20 protein-coding genes are annotated in these 25193 nt (G+C 48.6%); 16 read left to right on the top strand and 4 right to left on the bottom strand.

Annotation, left to right across the window (positions count from 1 at the left end; translation table 11 throughout):
• Positions 1 to 19: 19 nt before the first annotated feature.
• Complete coding sequence (locus T458_RS30150; RefSeq protein WP_023554198.1) at positions 20 to 550, top strand: GNAT family N-acetyltransferase; 531 nt, start codon at positions 20 to 22, stop codon at positions 548 to 550.
• 31 nt (positions 551 to 581) lie between these two features.
• On the opposite strand, the gene T458_RS30145 is transcribed toward T458_RS30150, so the two are convergent.
• Positions 582 to 2045, bottom strand: a complete 1464-nt coding sequence (locus T458_RS30145) for a sigma-54 interaction domain-containing protein (RefSeq protein WP_023554197.1) — start codon at positions 2043 to 2045, stop codon at positions 582 to 584.
• 190 nt (positions 2046 to 2235) lie between these two features.
• Positions 2236 to 3432 carry a methionine gamma-lyase gene (megL, locus tag T458_RS30140; protein WP_023554196.1) on the bottom strand — a complete coding sequence of 399 codons (1197 nt, stop codon included), beginning with the start codon at positions 3430 to 3432 and terminating at the stop codon, positions 2236 to 2238.
• A gap of 268 nt (positions 3433 to 3700) precedes the next feature.
• On the opposite strand from megL, the gene T458_RS30135 reads away from it, so the two are divergent.
• Both T458_RS30135 and T458_RS30130 read left to right on the top strand, forming a co-directional pair.
• Positions 3701 to 5176, top strand: coding sequence for a protein adenylyltransferase SelO (locus T458_RS30135; RefSeq protein ID WP_023554195.1), 1476 nt, complete (start codon positions 3701 to 3703; stop codon positions 5174 to 5176).
• 150 nt (positions 5177 to 5326) lie between these two features.
• Positions 5327 to 6643 (top strand): hemolysin family protein, encoded by a 1317-nt coding sequence (locus T458_RS30130; protein WP_023554194.1) that lies wholly within the window; start codon positions 5327 to 5329, stop codon positions 6641 to 6643.
• A 74-nt stretch (positions 6644 to 6717) separates the two neighbouring features.
• Here the strand turns inward: T458_RS30130 and T458_RS30125 are convergent, their stop codons facing one another.
• Positions 6718 to 8046, bottom strand: a complete 1329-nt coding sequence (locus tag T458_RS30125) for a helix-turn-helix domain-containing protein (protein WP_023554193.1) — start codon at positions 8044 to 8046, stop codon at positions 6718 to 6720.
• 167 nt (positions 8047 to 8213) lie between these two features.
• Here T458_RS30125 and T458_RS30120 point away from each other — a divergent pair, with 167 nt between their 5' ends.
• The 12 genes from T458_RS30120 to T458_RS30065 all read left to right on the top strand — a co-directional run bounded on the left by T458_RS30120 (position 8214) and on the right by T458_RS30065 (position 21550).
• Positions 8214 to 9167, top strand: a complete 954-nt coding sequence (locus T458_RS30120; RefSeq protein WP_023554192.1) for an ornithine cyclodeaminase family protein — start codon at positions 8214 to 8216, stop codon at positions 9165 to 9167.
• Positions 9168 to 9204: 37 nt separating this feature from the next.
• Positions 9205 to 10365 carry a dipeptidase gene (locus T458_RS30115; protein WP_023554191.1) on the top strand — a complete coding sequence of 387 codons (1161 nt, stop codon included), beginning with the start codon at positions 9205 to 9207 and terminating at the stop codon, positions 10363 to 10365.
• Positions 10366 to 10396: 31 nt separating this feature from the next.
• Positions 10397 to 11920 (top strand): ABC transporter substrate-binding protein, encoded by a 1524-nt coding sequence (locus T458_RS30110; RefSeq protein WP_023554190.1) that lies wholly within the window; start codon positions 10397 to 10399, stop codon positions 11918 to 11920.
• A 91-nt stretch (positions 11921 to 12011) separates the two neighbouring features.
• The gene (locus T458_RS30105; protein WP_023554189.1) at positions 12012 to 12980 is read left to right on the top strand and encodes an ABC transporter permease; all 969 of its coding nucleotides are present in this window, start codon (positions 12012 to 12014) and stop codon (positions 12978 to 12980) included.
• Entirely contained in the window at positions 12967 to 13866 is a 900-nt protein-coding gene (locus T458_RS30100; RefSeq protein WP_023554188.1) for an ABC transporter permease, read from the top strand. Before T458_RS30105 ends, T458_RS30100 begins: the two co-directional genes overlap by 14 nt.
• Positions 13867 to 13875: 9 nt before the next feature.
• Complete coding sequence (locus T458_RS30095) at positions 13876 to 14874, top strand: ABC transporter ATP-binding protein (protein WP_023554187.1); 999 nt, start codon at positions 13876 to 13878, stop codon at positions 14872 to 14874.
• Positions 14867 to 15823, top strand: coding sequence for an ABC transporter ATP-binding protein (locus T458_RS30090; protein ID WP_023554186.1), 957 nt, complete (start codon positions 14867 to 14869; stop codon positions 15821 to 15823). The genes T458_RS30095 and T458_RS30090 overlap by 8 nt, the downstream gene beginning before the upstream one ends.
• A gap of 12 nt (positions 15824 to 15835) precedes the next feature.
• Complete coding sequence (locus tag T458_RS30085) at positions 15836 to 17968, top strand: CocE/NonD family hydrolase (RefSeq protein WP_023554185.1); 2133 nt, start codon at positions 15836 to 15838, stop codon at positions 17966 to 17968.
• A gap of 143 nt (positions 17969 to 18111) precedes the next feature.
• Complete coding sequence (locus T458_RS30080; RefSeq protein ID WP_023554184.1) at positions 18112 to 18765, top strand: hypothetical protein; 654 nt, start codon at positions 18112 to 18114, stop codon at positions 18763 to 18765.
• Positions 18766 to 18899: 134 nt separating this feature from the next.
• A complete protein-coding gene (locus T458_RS30075) occupies positions 18900 to 19616 on the top strand; it encodes a response regulator transcription factor (RefSeq protein ID WP_035316102.1) in 717 nt (238 codons plus the stop codon).
• Positions 19613 to 20968: a sensor histidine kinase gene (locus T458_RS30070; protein WP_023554182.1), complete on the top strand. Its 1356-nt coding sequence runs from the start codon at positions 19613 to 19615 to the stop codon at positions 20966 to 20968. Before T458_RS30075 ends, T458_RS30070 begins: the two co-directional genes overlap by 4 nt.
• A 114-nt stretch (positions 20969 to 21082) precedes the next feature.
• Positions 21083 to 21550: a GNAT family N-acetyltransferase gene (locus T458_RS30065; RefSeq protein WP_023554181.1), complete on the top strand. Its 468-nt coding sequence runs from the start codon at positions 21083 to 21085 to the stop codon at positions 21548 to 21550.
• 142 nt (positions 21551 to 21692) lie between these two features.
• Here T458_RS30065 and T458_RS30060 read toward each other — a convergent pair whose 3' ends face one another.
• The gene (locus T458_RS30060; RefSeq protein ID WP_031305284.1) at positions 21693 to 23180 is read right to left on the bottom strand and encodes an IS1182 family transposase; all 1488 of its coding nucleotides are present in this window, start codon (positions 23178 to 23180) and stop codon (positions 21693 to 21695) included.
• Between the two features lie 479 nt (positions 23181 to 23659).
• Here T458_RS30060 and T458_RS30055 point away from each other — a divergent pair, with 479 nt between their 5' ends.
• A complete protein-coding gene (locus T458_RS30055) occupies positions 23660 to 25174 on the top strand; it encodes a YcdB/YcdC domain-containing protein (RefSeq protein ID WP_023554178.1) in 1515 nt (504 codons plus the stop codon).
• Positions 25175 to 25193 lie beyond the last annotated feature (19 nt).

Here is a 25193-nt window from a genome sequence, read left to right as displayed (position 1 = left end):
CACCCATGGAGGAGTACGAATGTTGCCAAATTTTGAGACACAACGCCTATCCCTTAGGCCTCGTGTCATGGCTGATTTTGATGCTTGCTATGAGATGGATCGAGACCCCGAGGTGACCAAGTATATCCGGGGGCCGTGGCATGATCCAGCTATGCATAGACAATTTCTATCAGAGAGGCTCCAAAAATCCTGGGGCGATGGATTGGGTTATTGGTCAATCTTTGAAAAGGACGAGCCAACTCGGTTCGTCGGCTGGATTCTGTTGATTCCCACCGAGGAGATGGAGCCTCAGATCGAAATCGGTTGGCGGCTAAACCGTCTTGCGTGGGGCAAGGGCTACGCGACCGAGGCCGCCTGTGTAATACTTGAGCACGCCTTTCAAACAGTGAAAGTAGCTCGGATTGTCGCAGATATCGATTCCCGCAATAGACCATCCGTGCGGGTAGCTGAGAAAATCGGACTCAAGTATGTTTGTAAAAGGGAACACGACGGTGTAAGCAGCAAGTACTTTGCACTGACAGCAGAAGAATACTACAAACTATTTCCGTGAAAACGTACTCTTATGTTTGGTGAGCCACAGTCTACAACCCATGCTTTTTCATTTTTTGCAATACCGCCGTATGGCTGATACCCAGATAGGCTGCCGTTTGCCGAATGGATGAGTGCTTCTCCAATGCACGGCGTAAAAGGGCTTTTTCATAGGAATCCATCTGCTCGCGGAGAAGATGGGAGGACGTCGGGATATGATCGTGATGTTCAAATGTTTCTTGCTGAAGATCAAGAAATAGATGCTCCGCCAAAATTTCATTTCCAGGGCAAAGGTAGACTGCGCGCTCCAGTACATTTTGCAGCTCTCGCACGTTTCCCGGCCAATGATGGGCTTGCAACGCACGAATGGCAGAGTGGGACAACAGCATGTTGGGCCGATTGGAGATCCGTGATATTTTTTGCATGAAAAACTGCGCGAGCATCGGGATGTCATGAATCCGTTCTCGGAGTGGCGGAATATGAATGGGGATGACATGCAAACGATAGTACAGGTCTTCGCGAAAATGTCCCTTGCTCGTCATCTCGGCTAAATTCCGATTGGTCGCTGTGATGATTCGCACATCAATCGGATTCGCTTGGCTCGCGCCCACCCGGCGCACTTTGCGTTCCTCCAAAACCCGCAAAAGCTTTGCTTGCAGATGCAGGGGGAGATCCCCGATTTCATCGAGAAAGAGCGTTCCTCCTTGGGCGATTTCAAATAATCCGCGCTTGCCGCTTTTCAGGGCGCCTGTAAATGCCCCTTGCTCATATCCGAAAAGCTCGCTTTCCAATAAAGTATCCGGAATGGCAGCACAGTTGATCGGAACAAATGGGCCTGCAGCGCGATGGCTTTCAAAATGAATGGCTTTGGCAAACAGCTCTTTTCCAGTACCGCTTTCTCCTTGCAAAAAGACCGTTGCATCACTCTTGGCTACACGTTTTGCCGTCTCGATGCAAGATCTCATGTTCGCACTCTGCTGTATGATATCCTCAAACGTAAACAACTCGCTTTTTTGTACAGAAGAGAGTAGTTCCTGCATCTGTTTTCTGTCCCGCAGCACGATGACGACGCCTTGTTGCTGTCCTTTTTCAGCTGGAATGATAGGGTGATAGCTGCAAACGAAGGTCATCGGGCTTTTTTGAGCTGCCGACAAATGTACTTGAACACTCGGAAGATCAATCGCTTCCTGCATGCATCGCCTTATTTCCGATGCAGCCTCGCCCCACAGCTGCTCGATGGAGTTGTGCAGCAACTGACTGGGTTCCATTTGCAGCATGATCTGAGCTGCACGGTTAACCGCAGTGACGCGCAGGTGTTCGTCCAGCAGCAGAATTCCTTCCGAAACAGTAGTCAGAATCGTATGAATTCGATTTTCGCGTTCCTCGGCAGGGAGGCATGGGACGATCTTCGCCTGTTCGACGCCTGCCACCTGTGCAATCATCTCGATCATTGCTGCGATCGCTTCCGCTGGCACCGAAGGAATTTTGACATAAATATAATGAGGCCGAACTTCCATGCCGATGATGTCTATCTGGTTGACGGCTAAGCACGCAATGACTTCATGAGTAATGCCAACTCGATTTACGCCCTTGATCTCTAAAGTAATCCCCCGCAGAGCAATCCCACCTAACCCATGATTCTCCTTGTACCTGTATCTTCATCATAGCAAAGAAAAGCCCGATACGATATGTACCGGGCGCCTAAACTCAGGCCTGGGAGAGGGCCATGTCCAAATCGTCGATTATATCCTCCACATCCTCGATGCCGACCGACAAACGAATCAGTCCATCTGTAATGCCCATTTCAGCTCTTTCCTCCGGGGGGATGACAGAGTGAGTCATCGAAGCAGGATGCTGGATCAGAGAGTCCACATCACCGAGGCTCACGGCTCTTTTGCATAGTTGAACGTGGTTCATCATGCGAATACCCGATTCCAGGCCGCCCTTTAACTCGAAGGAAAGAATTCCCCCAAAGCCGTCCATTTGCCTGCAGGCGAGATTGTGCTGGGAAAAATGGCGCAATCCCGGGTAGTACACGGCTGCTACCTTGGGATGGTGATGCAGAAATTCCGCTACTCTCATTCCGTTTTCACAATGGCGCTCCATCCGTACACCCAAGGTTTTCAGTCCTCGGATCAGCAGATAGGCGTCAAAGGGTGCCAGAATACCGCCCATATCTTTTAGCGTAGTCATGCGTATCGTGTCCAAAATAGGTTTGGGGCCAACCGCGATGCCAGCGATGACATCACCGTGTCCGCCAATATACTTCGTGGCGCTGTGTATCACGAGATCGCAGCCATGCTCGATGGGGCGCTGTAAATAAGGCGACAGGAAGGTGTTGTCAACGACGACATATGCGCCTGCTTCTTTGGCAACTTTCGCGACAAGCTGCAAGTCAACCAGCTTCATGGTCGGATTGATCGGCGTTTCCACATAGATAACCCTAGTGGTCGGCCGAAGTTTTGCGCGGATTGCGTCCTCATCCGTCATGTCACATAGCGTATAGTCCACATGAAAACGGTCTTTCATCAGATTCAGCAAGCCATACGTACAGCCGTAAAGACCTTTGGTTCCGAGTATATGATCGCCTGTTTGAACCAGAGCCATGAGGACCGAGGATACCGCTGCCATTCCTGAGGCAAAGGCCAGACCTGCTTCTGCTTTTTCCAAGGCAGCCACTTTTTCTTCCAATACCTGTACCGTGGGGTTGCCAAGTCTAGAATAGACGTAACCAGCCTCTACACCAGCAAAGCGTCTGGCTCCTTCTTCGACAGAGGAAAAAACAAAGGTAGAAGTTTGATAAATGGGAGTAGTCAATGAGCCGGTTTGTACATCGCTCTTATGGCCAGCGTGAATCGCTGTTGTGGAAAGGCCGTGCTTTTTCTTGGTTTGACGGTTGTTCATTCGGGAATCACCTCGTGAAATGATGTTGTAAGCGCATACATGCATCATGCATGCCAACAGGGAAAAAGCCGCTATCACGAGATGTTTTGCGATATTGCCATCTATTTTGGAAAGAAAATATTCCAAATGGAAAGAAAACGTACCAGCGAATTCGATGAGAATTGTCGTGAAATGTCAGGAAATGATAGAAGGAACCCCATGAGGAAAGGGTATAATGGATGAGCAGTAGTACAAACTTTACCATAAGTCAAAAGAACAAGGTGATCCCATGACAGAAAATAAAGCGATACATGAGGCAGGCTGGAACTTTGACAATAGTTACGCCCGTCTACCGGAGACTTTTTTTACAAAACAGAACCCTACACCGGTAAGCGAGCCGGATTTGGTCATTCTGAATGCTTCGCTTGCAGCATCCTTGGGGTTGAACATTCAGGCTCTGCAAAGCGAGGAGGGCGTAGAAGTATTTGCGGGCAATAAGATACCCGACCAGGCTATGCCCTTGGCTCAAGCGTATGCGGGTCATCAATTCGGGCATTTTACCATGCTGGGGGACGGACGGGCCATTTTGCTGGGCGAACAAATCGCACCGAGCGGGCAACGATTTGACATCCAGCTGAAAGGCTCAGGCAGGACACCGTACTCCCGCCGTGGGGACGGACGGGCGGCACTGGGACCGATGCTTCGGGAATACATCATCAGCGAAGCCATGCATGAGCTGGGGATTCCGACCACCCGCAGCCTTGCCGTAGCGCTGACCGGTGAGTCTATCATTCGCGAGACAGAGCTGCCCGGTGCCATCCTGACTCGTGTGGCAGCCAGCCATTTGCGTGTCGGCACCTTTCAGTACGCGGCCAGATGGGGGACACCCGAGGAACTCCGTGCGCTTGCGGACTATGCCTTGCATCGGCATTTTCCGGAGCTGGAGGAGGAAGAGAACCGATATCTCAAACTGCTTCAGGAGGTAATCAAACGGCAGGCGATGCTGATCTCCAAGTGGCAGCTCGTCGGCTTTATACACGGGGTGATGAACACCGACAACATGACGATCAGCGGCGAGACCATCGACTACGGTCCGTGCGCCTTCATGGATGTCTATGATCCGGCCACGGTATTCAGTTCCATCGACACGCAGGGCCGTTATGCCTATGGCAATCAGCCGTATATCGGGGTGTGGAATCTCGCCAGATTTGCGGAAACCCTTTTGCCATTGCTTCATGAAAACGAAAAGAAAGCAATCGAGCTGGCAGAAGAAGAGCTCTCCCGTTTTTCCGATCTCTATAAGCAGTATTCGCTAGCTGGAATGAGAGCAAAGCTGGGGCTTTTTCACGAGGAAGAACAGGATCAATCCCTTGTAGAAGACCTGCTCAGCATGATGCACAAGTATCAGGCGGATTATACCAATACGTTCCGCGCATTCACACTGGGTAAACCAGAGGATACGGTCATGTATGGAACGGCAGAATTTACCGAGTGGAATGAGAGATGGCAGGCGAGACTTGCCAGTCAGCAGGAATCAAAAGCTGCTGCACAGCAATTGATGCAAAGCAGTAATCCCGCGATCATTCCGCGCAACCATCGGGTAGAAGAAGCTTTGGAAGCTGCGGTGAATCAAGGGGACTACCGTGTGATGGAGCGGCTTTTGGATGTGCTGTCCGATCCCTTCGCGTATTCCCCCGAACAGGAAGAGTATGCTACCTTGCCAGCGGATTCGAATTGTGCGTATCGCACCTATTGCGGAACGTAAAAAACAATCCCTCCTCGAAGCTCTATTTGGCAAAATACGAGATATCATTGTAACAAAATCGATGAAAACGCATATAAGTGAACGTTGATATGTATATGTGAGGTTTCGTACAATGAACGTATAGAGCCAAAATGAAGAGGGGATAGACGATTGCTGACCATCAATTTGTTGCTGATCGCTTTTTTGATCGTTGCTACTGCTTTCTTCGTAGCTACGGAATTTGCTATTGTAAAGCTCCGTCCAAGTCGTGTCGACCAATTGGTCATGGAAGGACGGAAGAACGCGCTTGCCGTTCAGAAAGTAATCAGTAACCTGGATGGATATTTGTCCGCGTGTCAACTGGGGATTACACTGACTGCCATCGGATTGGGGGTTTTGGGGAAACCCACGGTTGAAACGATACTTGGCCCCGTTCTGCAGCCGTTTTTGCCTGAACAAGTCGTTGCGATCTTGTCGTTTGTGATCGCCTACTCCATCGTTACCTTTCTGCACGTGGTGGTGGGGGAATTAGCTCCCAAAACCGTAGCGATCCAAAAGGCAGAGGCTGTAAGCATGCTTTGTGCGAAACCGATCATTTGGTTTTACAAGCTCATGTATCCTGCCATCTGGCTGCTCAACGGATCAGCAGCGATCCTTGTCCGTTCATTCGGTATGAAGCCTACCAAGGAACATGAGGAAAGCCATTCAGAGGAAGAATTGCGGATCATTTTGGCTGAGAGCTACCAAAGCGGAAAGATCAATCAATCCGAGTATGGATATGTTCGCAACATCTTTGCGTTTGACGAATTGCTGGCCCGCGAGATCATGGTGCCGCGAACAGATATGAGCTGCCTGCACCTGGAATACCCGCTTGAACAAAATTTGCGAATCATAAAAGATGAGCAATATACTCGCTTTCCCGTTGTCTCGCAGAACAAGGATCATATCGTCGGGATGATTCACACCAAGGAATTTTTCCTCCAGTACGCAGACAATCCGAATTTGGACATCGCCACGCTCATTCGTCCGTTTCTCACAGTTTCCGAAGCCATGCCGGTAAAGGACCTGTTGAAGAAAATGCAAAAGCAAGGGACGCACATCGCGATTCTGGTGGATGAGTATGGCGGAACCTCGGGGATGGTGACCATTGAAGACATTCTTGAGGAAATCGTAGGTGAGATCCGGGATGAATTTGATAATGAAGAAAAAGCCGAGATCGAGATCATGGAGCAAAAAAATCATGTGATTGTAGACGGGAAGGTACTCCTTTCCGAGGTGAACGATCTGCTGGATGTTCATATCGATGAAGACAAACTGGATACCATCGGTGGCTGGCTATACAGTCAGAATCCGACGCTCAAGGAAGGGGTCCAGTGGCAGTACGATAAGCTGGTCTTTACGATCCGCAAGAAAGAAAAGCATCGCATACGAAAAATCGAGATTCGAAAAACGGATCATCAACTGGTTCATCAACCACTGGAAGCGTAAGAGTTTGCATCGATGAAGGCCTACTGTCTGGTAAAGAGACAGTAGGCCTTTTTTGCTTTCAGTATACTTTTCAATCAAAACAACAGCCGCACGACACGGCTGGGGCGACCTCTCTCGTGAATCACATGCCGGCCGACTTCTACGATATAGCCGCAATGTTCCAGCTTAACGATAATTCGGTTGGCCGTTCGTACGCTGACCCCGAGCTGCTCCGAGAGCTCAACGGAAGTAAAGTTGCGCTTGTTTTTTTGTTTTACTAAACAATCTATTTTAAATATTGTGTTAATACTAAGCCCAGAGGTCTCTGCAATCTGCACCAGATGCATGTCAAAGATCGTGGGGTTGACGTCATTCGTTTCATTTGGCTCGATCGGTCCCAGTATTTCGTCTGGGCTGTATACGACGTACGCTCTGTTGCCACCCTCCATTTTCGCGTTATGCATGCCTATGACTGCATTAGCCTTTGCCATCTTAACAGTCTCGCCGTAGCCAATTCCGATACTGAGTACGTGTGCTGTATTTGTGTATACACTCGTCAGTATATCGATCCGAGCGAAATTGTCTGTTGCAAATTCGAGATTGGAGCTGTTGCACATCAAGACGTATTCGACATTGCTGACGGTGATGAGAGCACCGTCGATCTTTTGCGCGAAGATCGCGATTTTCTCAGCAATTTTGTTAAGCTCCAGCACTTCTTGCAGAACGGTATTATGAAACACGTAAAAGTCGTCACGGGGACTGACAGAGATGCAGACGCAGGCAATGTTGTTTTCGTTCAGTTTTTTCAGTTTATGGCTCAGGAGAATGCGGCGAATTTCATAGATGTACGTATCTGTGCTGGGAGCGATCAAGACACAGGGGACCTTTTTTTCGGTCAGGTAGTCGCTGACCTGGCGCATGTTGGTTGTGCAAAACTCACTGAGCCCGCTTTCGTAGTTTTTCAGGTGTTCTTCTTTGGCTCGCTGTACGAAATGACTGGAATTGGTATCGATCTGTACGATTTGCGGGCTTACCCCCTCTGCTGGTATGCCAAGAGATTTATAGGCGCTCATGATGGAAGCATAGTCAAGCGTGTCTACACTGGCTCGTCTGATGTCAACTCCGAAATGGTAGGACGCCCGCAGCAGGCTGTGAATGAAGTTGGAAGTATCGATATCCACATATCGGACGGTATTATGATGTTCGATTCTGCTCGAGAGAAGCTTATAGGGCTCTTTTCTGGTGTAAAGGATTCCATTGCAGATATGGATGATTTTCTTCAATTCGGCGAGGGCCCTGTCTACATCCTCGTCATTATTGAATTCGATTTTGTACACATCAATATTGGTGAACTTGTGTGTGACGATTTCCTCTATTTCCTCTACAGAGGAAGCATGTCCAATGACTGCCAGCTTGAAATTCATCCGAGTTCCCCCTAAGGAGTAGTTACTTACATCTTTATATAGGGACAATTTAAAGTCAATATACGGTCATGGGGAAAAGGTTTAGAATCGAGCTAACCTACCATTAGCCGATCATCAAAAGCTGTGGTTCTTCTTCTACATCCTGCAGAAAGCGAGTGTGAGAATATTTGATTTATATTTCAGGAAAACAGGTCAAGGAACTGCTGGATATGCAAACCTGCATTCGGCTAATGAGCGAGACCCTTTCCGCTTTGTCTCGGGGAGAGGCCATCCAGGTGCTTCGAACGGCCATGAAGCTGGAAGGAAGAAATGTTCTGGGGGTGATGCCGTCTGCCTTGCTCTCTCAAAACATTGCCGGAACCAAAATCATTACCGTCTTGCCCGAGAATTTATACAAAGGATTGCCTTCCCATCAGGGGGTCGTCGTTGTTTTTGAAGCTGAGACGGGATCCTTGAAAGCGGTTGTGGAGGGAAATGAGATTACGGCCATCCGTACGGCCGCTGTTAGCGCTGTAGCGACGGACGTACTTGCCTGCCAGGACGCGAAGTCGCTTGCCGTGCTGGGGACAGGCGTTCAGGCCAGGATGCACCTGGAGGCGATCAGACTTGTCAGAGATATTGAACAAGTCTATGTGTGGGATCGAAACATGGCTTCCGCACTGAAGTATTCGGTAGAGATGAGCGAAAAATTCGGCATCGCCATCACAGCTTGTCCGACATCCGAAGAAGCCGTAAAAGATGCCGATATCATCTGCACCGTTACAGCCGCTAAAGAACCGATCCTTTTTGGAAAGCATGTCAAAAAGGGGGCACATATCAATGCTGTCGGTGCCTGCACCCCTGATTGCCGAGAACTGGATACTGAACTTGTAAAAAACAGCAAATTCTACACCGACCGCATCGAGTCAGCTATCCATGAAGCTGGAGATTTCTTAATCCCATTCCAAGAAGGGGTGATTGGCAAGGACCACATCCTGGGTGAAATCGGCGAGCTTCTTCTCGGAAAAATCAAAGGGAGGGAAATGAAAGAAGATATCACAGTTTTTGAAGCACTTGGACTGGCAGTGGAAGATTTGGCAGCCGCTGATTTTGTCATCAATCGGGCTGCACAAAATCAGTGAACAGTCATGAATCGGTGATCGCAAGGGGGATAAAAACATGATTGAAGAGCTGTACAACTTCGGTTTGACAGAGGAACAAGAGAGACGGGCAAAGGAGCTTCACTTTGGCAATATCGTGATCGACATGCTGTTTCAGGGCCCGATCGGCACATACTCCCTGGGCGAGGAGATGGAGCGTGAAACTGAGCAGCTGGCTCTCGACAAATATCCGGACAGCATGGTGCAGCGCGTCCAATTTGCTCAAAAACAGATCAAGAGATGGTATGTCGACGGCAAGCTTCAGGACTTGTACAAAGAATGCTGGTACGAAAGCGGACTGACTGCCGGAAACAGACAGCTCAGTGTGGCGAATAAAAACACTTTGTATTCTTCTGCGATCGACCTGCAGGAAGAATTCGACAAGAAGCCATGGCTGATCAAGGTGAGAAGTGCAGAAGATATCGAGTACGCCCACCAGCATAATCTCAAAGCCGGCATTGTCACCTGCCAGGAAACAGACGGTTTTGAAAAGGATCTCAATCTGTTGGAACAGATGTACCATTTTGGACTTCGGGTCGTTCAGCTTACCTACAACAATCACAATCAGATCGGCGCAGGTTGCATGGAGGAAAACAACGCAGGACTGTCCACATTCGGCAAATCATTCGTAGCAAAGCTCAATGAGCTTGGAATCGTCGTAGACACGGGGCACTGCGGCCAACAAACAACGCTGGATGCCTGCAAATATTCCACCAAGCCAGTCATTGCCTCTCATACGGGAGCTGAAAATGTCTATTTCCATTCCAGGTCCAAATCTGACGAGGAAATCCTAGCCATCGCAAACACTGGTGGTGTGGTGGGCATTTTCGCGATGCCTTGGTTTATCGCCGAGGATCCGGAACATACCACAATCGAACATTTCCTCGATCATATCGACTATGTGGTCAAGCTCGCAGGGGTAGATCATGTGGGAATCGGAACAGACTGGCCGATGCCGCAGACCAAGTGGATGGCAGTCGCGTTCAAGCAGCTGTTTGCGCCAAGCATCGGCTTCAAGCCAGGAGATGGTCCTTCAACCGAATATGTCAAAGGACTGAAAGACTACCGGTCCTTTCTCAATATCACGAGAGGACTCTTGGCAAGAGGCTATCAGGATGAAGAAATCATCAAAATCATCGGCGGCAACTGGATGAGAGTCTTCAAAGAAGTATGGAAATAATCGTACAACATATAAAAATGGGGGAAAGGCTATGAAAAGAACATGTTCACTGGTCTTGTCGGTGGCCATCAGCATGGTCCTCTTGATCAGCGGCTGCTCGCAAAGCACTACATCACAAGGAAGTGCATCCAATGGCAACGCAGCTGGTCCAAAATCAGATATTTCTGTCGTATTGACCAAAATTGGCAATAACCTCGACCCGGCGGAAGCCAATTCCTTGGACACATCCACCATCATGTACCATGTCTACGATACCTTTATCAAGTTTGACAATGACTTCAACATCATTCCGGGTGTGGCCAAAGAATGGAGCCAGCCGGACAATAGGACGATCGAGTTTACAATCGGAGAAGGCTATAAATTTCACAATGGAGATCCCATGACAATCGAAGATGTTGTCTTCTCTGTTGAAAGACTTGCCAAAGTTCCGAAAAAAGCTGCCTTTATGAGTATGATCAAAAGTGTGGAAGGCTCCGGCAACAAAGTAACCGTGAAGCTCACGGAGCCTAACAGCGGGGCGATCCGAAACTTCGGGGATGTCTTCATTGTAAGCAAGAAATACCTGCAGGAAGCAGGAGAGAAATACGCCAATGCACCGATCGGTACAGGCCCCTACACGGTAACCGAATACGTACCGGGCAGCAAGGTTGTCTTGAAGGCTTGGGCGGATTATCCGTTCGATAAGGCAAAAATCGAAACGATTACCTTCAAAGCCATTGAGGAAGCATCTGCAAAATACATAGCCGTTGAGACCGGAGATGCGGATTTTGCAGGAATTGGCGCGAGAGACAAGAGCAGAGCGAAAAATAACGAGAAGCTTGCTTATTTTGAGGGACCAAGCACCTTCACCGGCTTTGTCGCCATGAATACGACGAAAGCGCCATTTGACAATGTCAATATCCGCAGAGCGATGGCTTACGCTTACAATAATGAAGGCATTAGCGCCATTACACCTGGCAAAACCATTATCGACAGCATGGTGCCCAAGATGTTCAGCACGTATCATTCATCGCCCAACCTCCCGAAATATGACCTGCAAAAGGCGAAGGAGCTGCTCGAGAAGGAAGGATTCCATGCAGGGAACCCGTTGCATTTCACCGCATGGACATACCAAGGGAACGATCCCGAGCTGGAGGCTTTCCAGGCGGAACTGAAAACAATCAGTGTGGAAATGGACATCCAGAATCTGGAATTCGGTGTTTTCCTGGAGAAAATGGCGAACAAAGAGTATCAGCTTCTGGTAGGCGGCTGGAGCGACACGACCGGAAATACGCTCAGCTCCTTGGAAAGCTACTGGTCCGGCAGCTTTGGGCAGATGAATATTACCTTTTATACCAATCCAAAAGTTGAGGAGCTCTATGCCAAAGTCAAGGCAGCGACTTCGGAAGCAGAAATGAAAGAAGCCGCCAAAGAAATTCAGGATATCGCGGCACAGGATGTACCGATGATTCCTACTGCTACCAAAATGAGCTACTATGCCATGAACAAAAATCTCGAAAACGTCCACATCCACACGAGCGGACTCGTTTCCTTTCGAAACGCATCCATAAAATAAGATTCGTCATGCATCATGGAGGCAATACGACATCGTTTGTCTCCTTGATGTCGGAATCTTTACGCAATACATCGCAGAGGGAGGAGTAACCGTGGGTAGATATATTTTGAAAAGACTTGCTCAGATGATCCCGATTGTGATCGGTGTATCTATTATCGTGTTTTTGCTTCTTTCTCTCAGTCCGGGCGACCCTGCCAAAATGATTCTCGGCTTAAATGCCAAGGAACAGGAATTGCAGATGATGAGAGAGCAGCTAGGATTGAATGATCCGATCCCGGTACAGTACTTCAATTACATGAAAAAAGTTGTCGTGGGCGATTTCGGCACCTCTTATTCGACAAAGCAGAGTGTCATTGAGATGATCGGGGTCAGACTTCCCCCCACACTGATTCTTGCCTTTGGGTCATTATTTACGATTCTCATCGTCGCGATTCCTCTTGGGATCGCATTGGCAGTGAAGCAGAATTCACCCTTCGATAACATCATGAGGGTTGTCAGCCTGTTTTTCGCAGCCATGCCTGGATTTTGGAGCGGCATACTCATGATTATCCTGTTTTCCGTACACCTCGGCTGGCTTCCGGCCAATGGCTTCGATACCCCGTCAGCCATGATCATGCCGATCATTTGTTCCTCGATTGCTGGCTGGGCTGTCAATTCCCGGATTACCCGAGCGTCCATGCTGGATGTCATCAGGCAGGATTACATTCGGACAGCACGGGCCAAGGGATTGAAAGAGAGTATTGTGATCCGCAAGCATGCTTTGAAAAATGCCCTTCTTCCAACCATTACCTCTGTTGGTATGGCTGTGGGTGGGTGCTTTGGCGGTTCAGTCATAATGGAAATGCTGTTTGGGATCAATGGAATGGGGAAAATGATGATCGATGCGTTACGACAAAAGGATATTCCTACGATTATGGCTGGAGTGATTATTACTTCCGTCATCATCGCCGTTGCCAATCTTCTGACAGATCTTGCCTATTCCTTCGTTGACCCGAGAATCAGGTCGATGTACGCACGCAGGAAGCAAAGAAAAGAGGTGGCGGGCCATGGCGCAAATTGATTTGACCCTTGCTCCGGCAGGAAAGAAGAAAAGCAAAAAGAGAAGCTTATGGGCGGATGCCTGGTTGCGGCTGAGAAAAAACAAATCAGCAGTTGCGGGAATGATCATGCTGGCGACGATCCTGATTGTCATCTATTCTTCGCCGCTTTATCTCGACTATGACAACGATGTCATCAAGCCGGATCTGACGCAGACCTTGCAATTCCCGGCTGAAGGCAAGCTGTTGGGTACAGATGAATTGGGCAGGGATGTGCTGGCGCGCATTCTTTGGGGCGGCAGAATCTCGATCGGAATCGGTGTGCTGGCCATGATGCTGAGCAGTATTATCGGCTGTACACTGGGAGCGATATCGGGCTACTATGGCGGAAAAACGGACGGCATAATCATGCGATCCCTGGATGTCTTCATGGCCATCCCCAGCTTGCTGCTCATGATCACGCTGGTCAGCATCATGAAGCCCACGATCACCAATCTGATCATTGCTTTGGCGATCGGAAGCGTTCCATCGGTTTCCCGCATGGTTAGAGCGCAGGTCCTGTATATCAAGGGGCAGGAATTTGTGGAAGCGATCCGAGCCCAAGGCGCAAGCGATTTCAGAATCATTGTCATGCATATCCTGCCCAATGCCATCAGTCCGCTGATCTCCCAGTTTGTGATGGAGATTGCAGGGTTGATCCTGGCGATCAGCGGGCTTAGCTTTATTGGCCTTGGGGTGCAGCCGCCGGACCCGGAATGGGGCGCCATGCTGTCCAGCGGCAGAGAGCATATCCGTGATGTATGGCATGTCACGGCATTCCCGGGAATTGCCCTTGTTTTGACAGTGGTTGCGCTGACGCTTGTGGGAGATGGGTTGCGAGACGCTCTCGACCCGCGCATGAAAAGGTAGGAGGCCCTTATGCAAAAAAAATTACTCGAGATAAAGGATCTTACAATCAAATTCCATACGGATGATGGCGTGGTAGAGGCGGTAAACAAAGTAAGCTTGACTGTCCATGAAGGAGAGACACTCGGAATCGTGGGCGAAACAGGTGCGGGTAAAACTACCACGGCGCTTGGCATCATGGGACTGGTAGATTGTCCGCCAGGCAGAATCGAGGGCGGCAAGATCATGCTGAACGATCAGGATATTTTGCAGCTCGATGAAGACGAATTCCGCAAGCTGCGAGGCAAAGAAATATCCATGATCTTCCAGGACCCGATGACTGCCTTGAATCCGGTATTTACGGTCGTCGACCAGATTGCCGAGGTTATCGCCAACCACCAACAGCTCGGAGAGAAGGAAGCGGAACAGAAGGCCATCGAGATGCTGGAACTGGTGCGGATCCCGGCAGAACGAGCCTACGAGTACCCGCACCAATTTTCCGGGGGAATGAAGCAAAGAGTCGTCATTGCGATTGCCCTGGCCTGCAATCCCAGACTGTTAATCGCAGATGAGCCTACGACCGCTCTGGACGTAACCATTCAGGCACAAGTGCTGGAATTAATGAAGGATTTAAAAACGAGATCCAAAACCTCCATGATGCTCATCACCCATGACCTGGGCGTCGTTTCGGAAATTTGCGATCAGGTCGCCATCATGTATGCTGGAGAAATCGTTGAGAGCGGATCCTTGGAAGATATCTTTGAAAACCCTCTACATCCGTATACGAATGGTTTGTTTGGCTCCATTCCCGATATCGATAAGGAAGTAGAATTCCTTTCTCCAATCGAAGGACTTGTCCCTGATCCATCTGATTTGCCCAAAGGATGCAAATTTCACCCCAGATGCAAGTATGCCCAGCATCTGTGCAGCGTCGAAGAGCCGGCTTTTCAGGAATACAGCCCTGGCCATTACGCGAAATGCTTTGTGTATGAAGGGAAGCTCCCGGCAAAAGAGGTGAAAAAGTATGAGTAACCACTACATAGAGGTGAAAAATCTGAAAAAGTACTTTCAGACACCGGGCGGTAATCTTCATGCCGTAGATGGCGTGAATTTCACCATTGATAAAGGGAAAACCATCGGCATCGTAGGGGAAAGCGGCTGCGGCAAAAGTACGACGGGCAGACTCATGACTATGCTGCTTGAACCGACGGAAGGCGAAATCTTTTTTGACGGCAAAGATATTACCAAACTCACCCCAAAGGAAATGGTGGAGTATCGCAAAAAGATCCAAATCATTTTTCAGGACCCCTTTTCCTCGCTGAATCCGAGAAAAACCGTCTTTCACTCCATCGCGGAACCATTGGAAATACACAAGGTGTATGCAACCAAAGCGGAGAAGGAAAACAGGGTATATGAATTGATGGAGCTTGTGGGTCTCTCGGACAGGTTTGTGAACTCGTATCCTCATGAGCTGGACGGAGGAAGGAGGCAAAGGATCGGCATCGCCCGAGCACTTGCTTTGAGCCCTGAGTTCATTGTTTGCGATGAGCCTGTCTCAGCACTCGATGTCTCCATTCAGGCGCAAATCCTCAATCTCTTAAAAAAGCTGCAGCTTCAGTTCGGCTATACGTATATGTTCATTACGCATGATTTGTCCGTGGTGAAGCATTTCTCAGAGGAAATCATGGTGATGTACCTGGGGCAAATGGTGGAGAAGGCACCGGTGAAGGAGCTTTTTGCAAATCCGAGACATCCTTACACGCAGGCATTGCTTTCCGCCATTCCCGTTCCGAATTTGAAAAAGAAAAAGGAAAGAATTTTATTGCAGGGCGAGATTACTTCTCCGATCAATCCCAGACAGGAATGCCGTTTTGCGGCCAGATGCAGCTTTGCCACCGAGCAATGCCGCCAGGAAGTGCCGGGCATTACCGATCTGGGAGGCGGTCATTCCGTTCGCTGCTTGAGAATTCATGAGATCTAGGAGTGATTTAGAATGAGCCATTACTTGTTTGACCGAACATTCGATATTTATTTTCCAGGCGTATACAACGGAAACATTACGTTTAAGGAAACATTCGTAGAAATCTGCGATGTCGATAGAAGAACCAGAGCCCAGCTAAAAAGAGAGCCTTTTAACAAAAACAAGAAAAATACGATGATCGATTTTCTCAAGCTGCACAGTGAGCTTGCCGCCTATGCGGAAGCCAAGTGGGAAGGGGAAAGAGTGACCCTTTCGAATGAAAGTGTGTACAGCCGCTACCTTACCTTTACGGACCGAATCGACGGCAAAGAGGTGACATCTCAGCTTTGGGCGCAGCGAAAAACCAATGGCGTATTGGACATTATCACAGTGGATGGAAAAATCGTCGCCTTTTCCAATCCGGGACGTGTCTCCTCTGAGATCGCGGTCGTGAAAGGTTACGAGAAGCTGACACCTCTCGTCAAATACGACGATCCCTTGCTATCCAAAGTACAGTATGGAATCAATCACCTCGGAACCGTTTTCGTTCCGACACGGGACGGCGTGAATCTGGCCACAGAGGTCTTTTTGCCAGACGGATTGCAACCAGGAGAAAAGGTGCCGGCGATCGTAGTCAGAACCTGCTATGGAAAGGAAAGAGACGTTCACCGCTGCTGGCACTGGACTGCGAGAGGCTATGCCTTTGTCATCCAGGATGTCCGTGGTCGATCTGACTCAGACGGAATCCTGGAGCCTTTCCAGAATGAACGAGAAGATGCGGATGACTTGTTCAACTGGATCGTGGCACAGGAATGGAGTGACGGCAATATCGGCATGTGGGGAGCCAGCTACCTGGGCTATACGACCACCGCTGCAGCCACCAGCGGGAATCCTCACCTGAAAACAGCCATAAGTGAAGTGAATGTAGGTTCGCCTTTTACGGATACCGCGAGACGGGGAGGAACCATCTGCTCCTGGCCGCTGCTTTGCTGGACTCTTGCCCAGTCGATGAGCAACAGGACAGATTTTGCCGTCTTTGCCGGTGAATCCATCAGTGTGGAAGAGGCGGTTACGCACAGGCCCATTACGGAAATTCCGGAAAAGATCATAGGGAAAAAATCAGGTCCCTGGGATTTGTGGAGAGAGCATTATCACTATGACGATTTCTGGAAGCATTCGGACAATACCCAGCACAGCCACAAGATCAAGATACCCATGCTGATCGTGTCAGGCTGGTACGACGGGGATGCGCTGGGGGTGCAGGAGACATGGCGATTCCTGACCAAGCATGATGTCCCGGGCAGAAGGATCATCCTCGGACCATGGCCGCATAATCTGAATGCATTCCGCGACTGCGAGGATCTGGAGTTCGGCGACAATGCCGTGGACTATGACTTCGACACGCGAATCATCCGCTGGTTTGACCGCTATCTGAAAGGGATTCAAAACGGCGAGGATAAAAAGCCGAGAGCCATGTACTATGTGGTAGGAGAAAACCAGTGGAGAGAATCCGAGGACTGGAATCCGTTGGAGAGCAAGCTGGTGAACCTGTATCTGGCAAGCAATGGCAGTGCCAATTCGATGTTTGGCGATGGAAGAATTGTCTGGCAGCCCGATTCAGAGCCAGGCTTTGATTCTTACATCTATGATCCCCTGCAGCCCATCGGTGAGCGCGGGCATGTGAAGCCTTACCACTGCAACCATATCCAGCTTCGCAGCGATTGTCTGGTCTATGATACGGAGCCTCTTTCTACCGATGTGGCCATGGCGGGGAATGTCTATGCGGAGTTCTACGCCTCCTCCAGTGCAGTGGATACAGACTTTATCGTCCGTGTATCCGATGTCGACGAGAAGGGGATCGCCAGAAAAATTTCCGATAATGTCATTCGTGCCGAGTTCCGCAAAGGGTTTGACAAACCGGAGCTGCTGGAACCCGGAAAAGTAGAGAAATATGAGATGGAGATGTACTTCAACGGGTATGTCTTCAAAAAAGGACATAAAATCAGAATCGACATCACGTCCAGCAACTATTACGAGTTTTTCCCCAACACCAATACCGGCATCAATCCGTATGAAGATCCGAAGCCGGTCGTGGCCGAGAATCGCCTCTATCATGGCAAAGAATATCCGTCGCATGTAAAACTCCCCATTTTGTACGGACTGTAAGCAGTTGGTGCCTACTATTCTTGAGGATGTCCTCGTCTAAGAGGCATCCCTTTTTTTCTCAAAATCTCATTGTTTTCCCACAAATCCGTCCTATAGTGAAGGAGGTAAACAACCTACCCAAAGATTGAGAGGAGAATTGCATCATGAAAAAAATGGTATCCTCTGTCCTTGCTCTGAGTTTGCTGCTCGGAGGAGTGAGTGTAGCAGGCGCGGAAGCGAAACAGGATAAATCGGCAGCACAAGAAGTTCGCAAGCAAAATAAAGAAGCGAAGCAACAGGAAAAGTGGACAAAGGCAGTCGAAGAAGCGACAAAATTGGGACTGGGTACAGATGGAAAAACACTGGAACAGCTTAAATTGGAGATTAAAGCCAAGCATGAGGAACAACAGCAGGCACGTCTGGCGAAATTCACCGCAAAAGCAGACAAGCTGGGCATCGAGACAGCAGGCAAAACGGGTAAAGAAATCAAAGCGGCTATCAAGGCTTTTCATGCAGAGCGCAAAGAGACTCTTTTGCAAAAGGTTAGTGAAAAAGCGGACAAACTCGGCATTGAAACCTCTGGTAAATCTATCAAGCAAATCAAAGCAGATGTAAAAGCAAAGCAAGCGGAGCAAAAACAGGAAAAGATCGCTAAACTCACAGAAAAAGCATCGGAGCTGCAAATTGAAACTACTGGTTTGACTGTTAAAGAAGTGAAGGCAGCTATCAAAGAAACGAAGGCAGCTCAGAAGGAAGCAAACAAAGCCGCTAAGAAAGAGGCTAAGAAAGAAGCCAAAAAAGAAGCCAAGAAAGCGTAAAGTCGAATAAAAAATCCTCCCGCCTATATCGATTGGGGAATCTCAAGTCACCTTGCAGGGTGACTTTTCTTTGTGAGAATATGCAGCCTTGTTATACAATTGTTGAGGGAATCATGGATAGGGGAGAGATGGCATTGAATCACTATCGAATCGCGATTGTCGACGATGACCCTAACATTCGTCAGATCGTTGAAGCGTATCTTCAAAAGGAAGGATACGCCACCATCGCTTTAGAAACGGCCGAACAGGCAATGACCTTATGGAAGACAACACCTCCACATCTGTGGATTTTGGATATTATGCTGCCGGGCATGAATGGGTACGAGTTTTGCCGAAGTATTCGTGAAAAGACAGAGACACCGATCATCATGATTTCAGCCAAAGACGAGGAAGTGGACAAGATTCTCGGCCTCGAACTGGGGAGTGATGATTATTTAACCAAGCCCTTCAGTCCACGTGAACTGGTCGCCAGAGTGAATCGGGCCATACGCCGCGCGGAACAAATGGCGCAGTATGACAAGACAGAACGTCCTGCCAAAACAGAACTTACCTTACAAAATCTTGACCTGCAACTGGATGCGGAGAATCGTTTTGTTTTCTGGATGGGAACAGAGATTGCTGTCACTCATAAGGAATTTCTCATACTGCGTCTGCTCGAGGGCAACCCGAATCGAGCATTTTCCAGAGATGAGTTGCTCACCTTAGTATGGGGAGATGACTACTTTGGAAGCGATCGCGTGGTAGACGATCTGATTCGCCGTATCCGCAAAAAAATGACGGGGCTGCCGATTGAGACCGTGTGGGGTTATGGTTACAGACTTCGCGTGGCAGAGGAGAAACGCTCGTTATGAAGCTGCTGCATCGGCTGATGATTGCTTTCGGTCTCCTTTTGCTGATCGTGACAGGTGCCTCCGCCTATCTGATCGACTCTATGCTGCTGGATAACTTGATCGATCAACAAAGGAAGGAGCTGAAGCTAAAGGGAGAATTTTGGGCAGAAAAAGTAAGCAGCTCCTCCCAGACAGAAGAGGAAATGATCGAAGAGCTGAACCAGTTGGTGATGTCCAACAAAAAGGTGGAAATTCTTTTGCTGGGAAAACAAAAGAAAGTCATGTACACCACAATCCAAGCCAATAGCTTGAAAGACTGGATGCAGACCCTGGAACGCATGGCGGAGAAAAAGCAGGACAAAAAGTTATGGCTGGTTGGGGAAGCAGAGTATATCGTCGTTTCACAAGCGGTGAAAGCAGGCGAAAATCAGCGGCTGCTGTTGGCGACTCCAGTGCGCGGTATTAAGGATGTCAGATATGAAATCACCACTAACATTATGATAATCCTTTTCATTGGGGTAATCTGTGCCATTCTGCTGAGCTTCTTCATCACCAGCAGCCTTGTCAAACCGTTAAGCTCCCTGATGACAGAGCTGAAGAAGGTTCGCGAACGGCATTTTTCCGAGGTTAAACACATCCATGCCAGCGGCGAGATTGGCACCGTTACACAATCCGTATACTTTTTAGCGCAAGAGCTGGAGCGATTTCAGGAAGTACAAAGACAGTTCTTTCAGAATGCTTCTCATGAGTTGAAAACGCCACTAATGTCGATTCAAGGGTATGCAGAAGGGATACGGGACGGTATTTTTACAGGGGAAGCAGCAAGCCAAGGTCTCAATGTGATAGTAGAAGAAACAACACGCTTAAAAGGCATCGTGACGGAAATGATTCTTTTGGCGAAGCTGGAAAGTGAAGAGAATCTGTTCCATCCTGTTCGCTGTGCAGCGCAGGATGTCATCCAGCAAGCGATTGAGAAGCTGCAGCCCATAGCCATGCAACATGGCATGACGGTTGTCATCCATCATGACAATACGAATCCCGAGATCATGATCGATCGGGATAAATTCCTGCAAGCGGTCATCAACATCCTGGGCAATTCATACCGGCATGCCAGCGAGTGCGTAGAAGTCGGCATGTATACGACCGATCATCAAGTACACATCGAGATAACAGACGACGGCGAAGGTCTATCAGAGGAATTGCTCCCGAACCTGTTTCATCGTTTCGTCAAAGGAAAAAACGGAGAGACAGGCCTCGGCTTGGCTATATCCAGGGCGATTGTTGAACGATCCGGCGGCACCCTCACTGCTCGAAATCACGATAGCAGAGGAGCTGTATTCTCGATTGTGGTTCCTCTCAGCACCTCCAAATAACTGGAAACAAAAAATGTTTCAGCAGGAGTTTCTTTCCAAACCAAGAAAAATGGATGATGGATACTCGATTTTCAAGGAAGTTGTGAGAGTGTGACGAACGGATGGAGGAGTTAGGTGCTAAGGATCGTTACGGTACAAAAGGACTGGCAATATCAGCAGGTACATGAACTATTCGTGGAATACGTAGATTCTTTAGGCGTTGATTTGAGCTTTCAAAATATTGAGGAGGAATTGCAAAACATACCGAGGGAATACGCTCCTCCTCACGGCTGTATCCTTTTGGCTATCTATGGAGACGAAGTAGCGGGCTGTGTCGCTTTGCGAAAACTGGATGAACAACTTGGTGAGATGAAGAGATTGTATGTAAGGCCCGGTTATAAAGGGAAAAAAATCGGGAAAAGCTTGGCCGCTTCGATCATTGAGGAGGCGAAAACCCGCGGGTATCACTATATGAGACTGGATACCCTCCCTACGATGGAACATGCCATTTCCCTGTACCGCTCGCTGGGGTTTTACACCATCCCACCTTACCGATTTAACCCGATTGAAGGAACACTTTATATGGAGCTGAAGTTGACATAAGCTGCATGTAGAAATTGAGAAACGGGAAGGGCTGCTTAGGGAGAGCCCTGCAAAATCCCCTTGTTGGAGCTTGCAACTCGAGTAACCCCATTGAATTGTGTAAAAAAGAGGGCAATAACGAAAAAATGCAGTTCAATCTCCCTCAGGAGGCGGACTGCATTTTCTCTGTTAATTTTATCATCCGTTTTACATTTACGACGAAAGTCGTAAGTATTGCCTGTATTCGCATGCGAAAGAGACCACGGTACTTAGCCTTGGTCATCCCATGATACCTTTTTAGTTCCGCATTTTTATGTTCAATAATCGGTCTGCGACAAATACGTTCCTTGAACGTATCGCTTTTCTCAAACTCGATTTGCTCTTGGTAATGTTCCGCCACAATCCGAATGGAATAGGTTTTGCTCTTCGCTCCTGGCTTGAAGCATCCTTCCTTAAGCGGGCACGCCTTGCATTTCTCGGTATCGAAATAGAAAACAAGAGAACGACTATTGCCACTTTGCTTGCTTCCTTGGACAGCTTTTCGAATACTGTGTTGTCCTGCCGGACAAATAACAAAGTCTGCATCCTTGTTGTATTCAAAACCTTCTTGTCTAAGCCCTCCGTTATGTACGATCGGGTTAAGTGGTACGACGGGTTGAATCTGCTTACTTTTCATCTCTTCCAAATTATCTTTACCCGAATATGCAGTGTCAGCAATCACTTCATGTACTTCTATACCTGCGTCCAAGGTTTGATTCAAAAGTTCTTTGAATTGTTTGCCGTCATCCGAACTTCCTTCAGTAACTTCCACAGCCGTAATGATCTCTTCTTCTGTCATGGCGATATGTTCTTTGTAGCCAAAAAAGGATTTTGTATTGCTCTTCCATCCAAAGCGTGCATCCGGATCAATGGCCGACATAATGCCTTTATTGGCAAGGAGACGCTCGTCTTCCACGATGGCCTTGGCGATTCGAACTTTCTCCGAGATGGAACCTTCATGATCCGGCAACAACAACTCAACAGTTTCCCCAAGATTAGCCAGGTACTGAAGCATGATCTTCTCGGCATCCTCTTGATCTTCTTTCCTCAACCCCGGTAACTTCGGGAGTTTCTTCTCAAGCTTGGGATGCTTTTTCACCACAACACGGAACAGGCGCTTCGCCGCATCTCGAAGTACTTCAAGTGGCTTTTGTTTTTGCGAAGCTGCCAGTGTATGGGTGGAGTCCATGATGATCGTCTTTGACTTCACAAGACCTTTTTCAATGCACTGACGCACAACTGATATGAGCACCTCATCCACGGCTCCTGCTCCTAATCGATGATTACGAAAGCGAGACAGTTGGGAGGGGTCAGGAAGGTTATCCTCCGGATTTACACCTAAAAACCACTTGTAAGCGAGGTTTACCTGCGTTTCCTGAATGATGCGTTCATCCGAAAGATTGTAGAGAACTTGTAAAAACAGCAAACGAAACAGGAGTTCTGGTTCGTTAGCAGGTCTTCCGTAATGCTCACAATAAGAGGAACGAACTAAGTCATGAATAAACGTGAAATCTACGATTTCATTGATTTTTCGTAATGGGTGATCCTCGGGAATCAGTTTGTATAATTCGGCATGGAAAGATGCCGTCATTTGTTTAGAGGGCTGTAGCAATGGTTCCAACTCTTTCGTTTTCTTTTCATTGTACAACAAAACCCAGTGCCAAAGGGGGTACTGGTTGAAAACTCTACGGTTGGGGAGGAGAAGCATGTTTCCAGGCGGAGCGATTGGCGGAGTCCAGCCTAGCGGAACAGCGAAGCCCGGGGAAACGAAAGCGCAACCTATGAATAAACTCCGGAGCTGCGCGCCGTTTTGCGCTTCCCCCGGGATCGCTGTGGAGCGGACAGTTTAACTCCCTTGCGGGACGTAGACCGTAGCGCAGATCGGAAACATGCTTCTCCCCACTACAGCTACATTCACGACACATGAATCCCCAGTACCTAAAAGCACTGGGGATTCAGTTTACAGATAGTAGGTGGACTTTTGCAGGGCTCTCCTTAGGCAGTCTTTTTTTTCTGGAAGTTGAAACAAAATTTGACCTCATTCGAATAATGGGCGTAGGTAAAAAGATTACGTGAAGTGAGGGACAGAAAATGAAAAAAATTCCACAAAGCATGATTGTATTGTTGGCAGCAAGCTTGGCGGTAACGGCTCCCCTTAGCGCGAGCGCAGCAAGTGTCTTGGCAGCGGCAACCCAAGAGAGCAGCGTGGCAAAGGCAGACACAAAGTCGATGGATAAGATCAAAAAAGGGTTGGAGAAGGCAAATCGCTTGCTTCCCTATCTGAAGGATTACCCCATCATGGAAGTGGAGCTTTCTGAGAAGAGTCAGCTTATCATCGTAAACAAGTACCAGTCGGAAGGGAATAAAATTCCAAAAGTAACCCTCTCTTTTGACCAGGAGACTGGGGAGTTGCTCGGATTTCTCCAAGTAAAGGGCACGAAAGGTTTCGACTCCACTTATCCGCCTGAGAAAGCAAAGGAAGTCGCCATCGCCTTTATGAAGGAATGGTATGGAGAAGGTCTGGGCGGCTACCAGGTGAATGAGATTGCAAATGAAGGGAAAACCTCCGTCACCTTCCACAAAACGGTAAATGGCATTCCGTTCCGCAATGATGCGGTCATCCTCAGAGTAAACAGTGAAGGACACGTCGACGCCAAGGCGACGGACGGCCACCGAAAAAGTGTCGTTCTCAGCAAGCAGCCGAACATCGAATTCGGCGATCCCAAAGAAGCCTTGCCTAAAGAACAGGTAGAAAAAATGTTTGCTTCCTACATGAATCCGGTCTATGCACGGGATGTAAATGGGCAAGTGAAGCTGCTTTACAGGCCGAAGCTCGGTGAAATCGATGCTCGTACGGGAGCGTTCCGCGAATCAGACGCAAGTCAAAGCCAAATCGTCAAATTCCAGTCAAAAGGCCAACAACCTACTGCGAAAACAAAAGAAGAAGCTGCTGCATTTCTGGCTGCCAAAACCGGCTACGATATGACGAAAGAGCGAGCCGTCTTCCAGGAAATCAGCGAGGGGAAAGAAATCAATTATTTGTGGCAGACTGATTCGGGGATCATCGGATCCTTGTACGTCGACAAGCAAACGAAAAAAATCACGAGGTATCAGGTATTGGACAGCAAGCAGAAGAGCGAATCCGAAAAGAAGCTGAGCCCGGAGCAGGCCTTGCAGGTTGCCGTTACAGAACTGTCCGAATATCTTCCTGCCAATATTACGGAAATGATGCGTTTGGGAGCGGAACATTACGCTCAATACGATCATGACAGACAACAGTACCATTTCCAATTCAGCTTGATCCATGGTGGGATCCCGGTGGAAGACTCGATGGTGATGGCGGATGTCGATGCAGTGACAGGAAAAGCGGTTCTGCTTGACTGGAGGGTGCCGGACTTTGGGACACTGAATGCATCGCTTCCTGACCCCAAGAAGGCCATTTCCCAGGAAGAAGCAGCTAAGATTTATCTCCAGAAGCATCCGTTGAAGCTGTATTATTCCATGGATGAAGACAGCGAAAAGACCGCTAGCCTCGTGTACGTCACGACTGGTGAGAACGAGGTAGACGCGCTTACGGGTGAGCTGTATCGTTACGGACAAGAATAGGAAGAACCCGTGTCGGTTC

Origin of the sequence: Brevibacillus panacihumi W25 (assembly GCF_000503775.1) — a bacterium.
In the GTDB taxonomy this organism is placed as follows: Bacteria; Bacillota; Bacilli; order Brevibacillales; family Brevibacillaceae; genus Brevibacillus; species Brevibacillus panacihumi_A.
The sequence above is the reverse complement of the archived record's forward strand: the minus strand, read 5'-3'. Positions and strand labels throughout refer to the sequence as shown.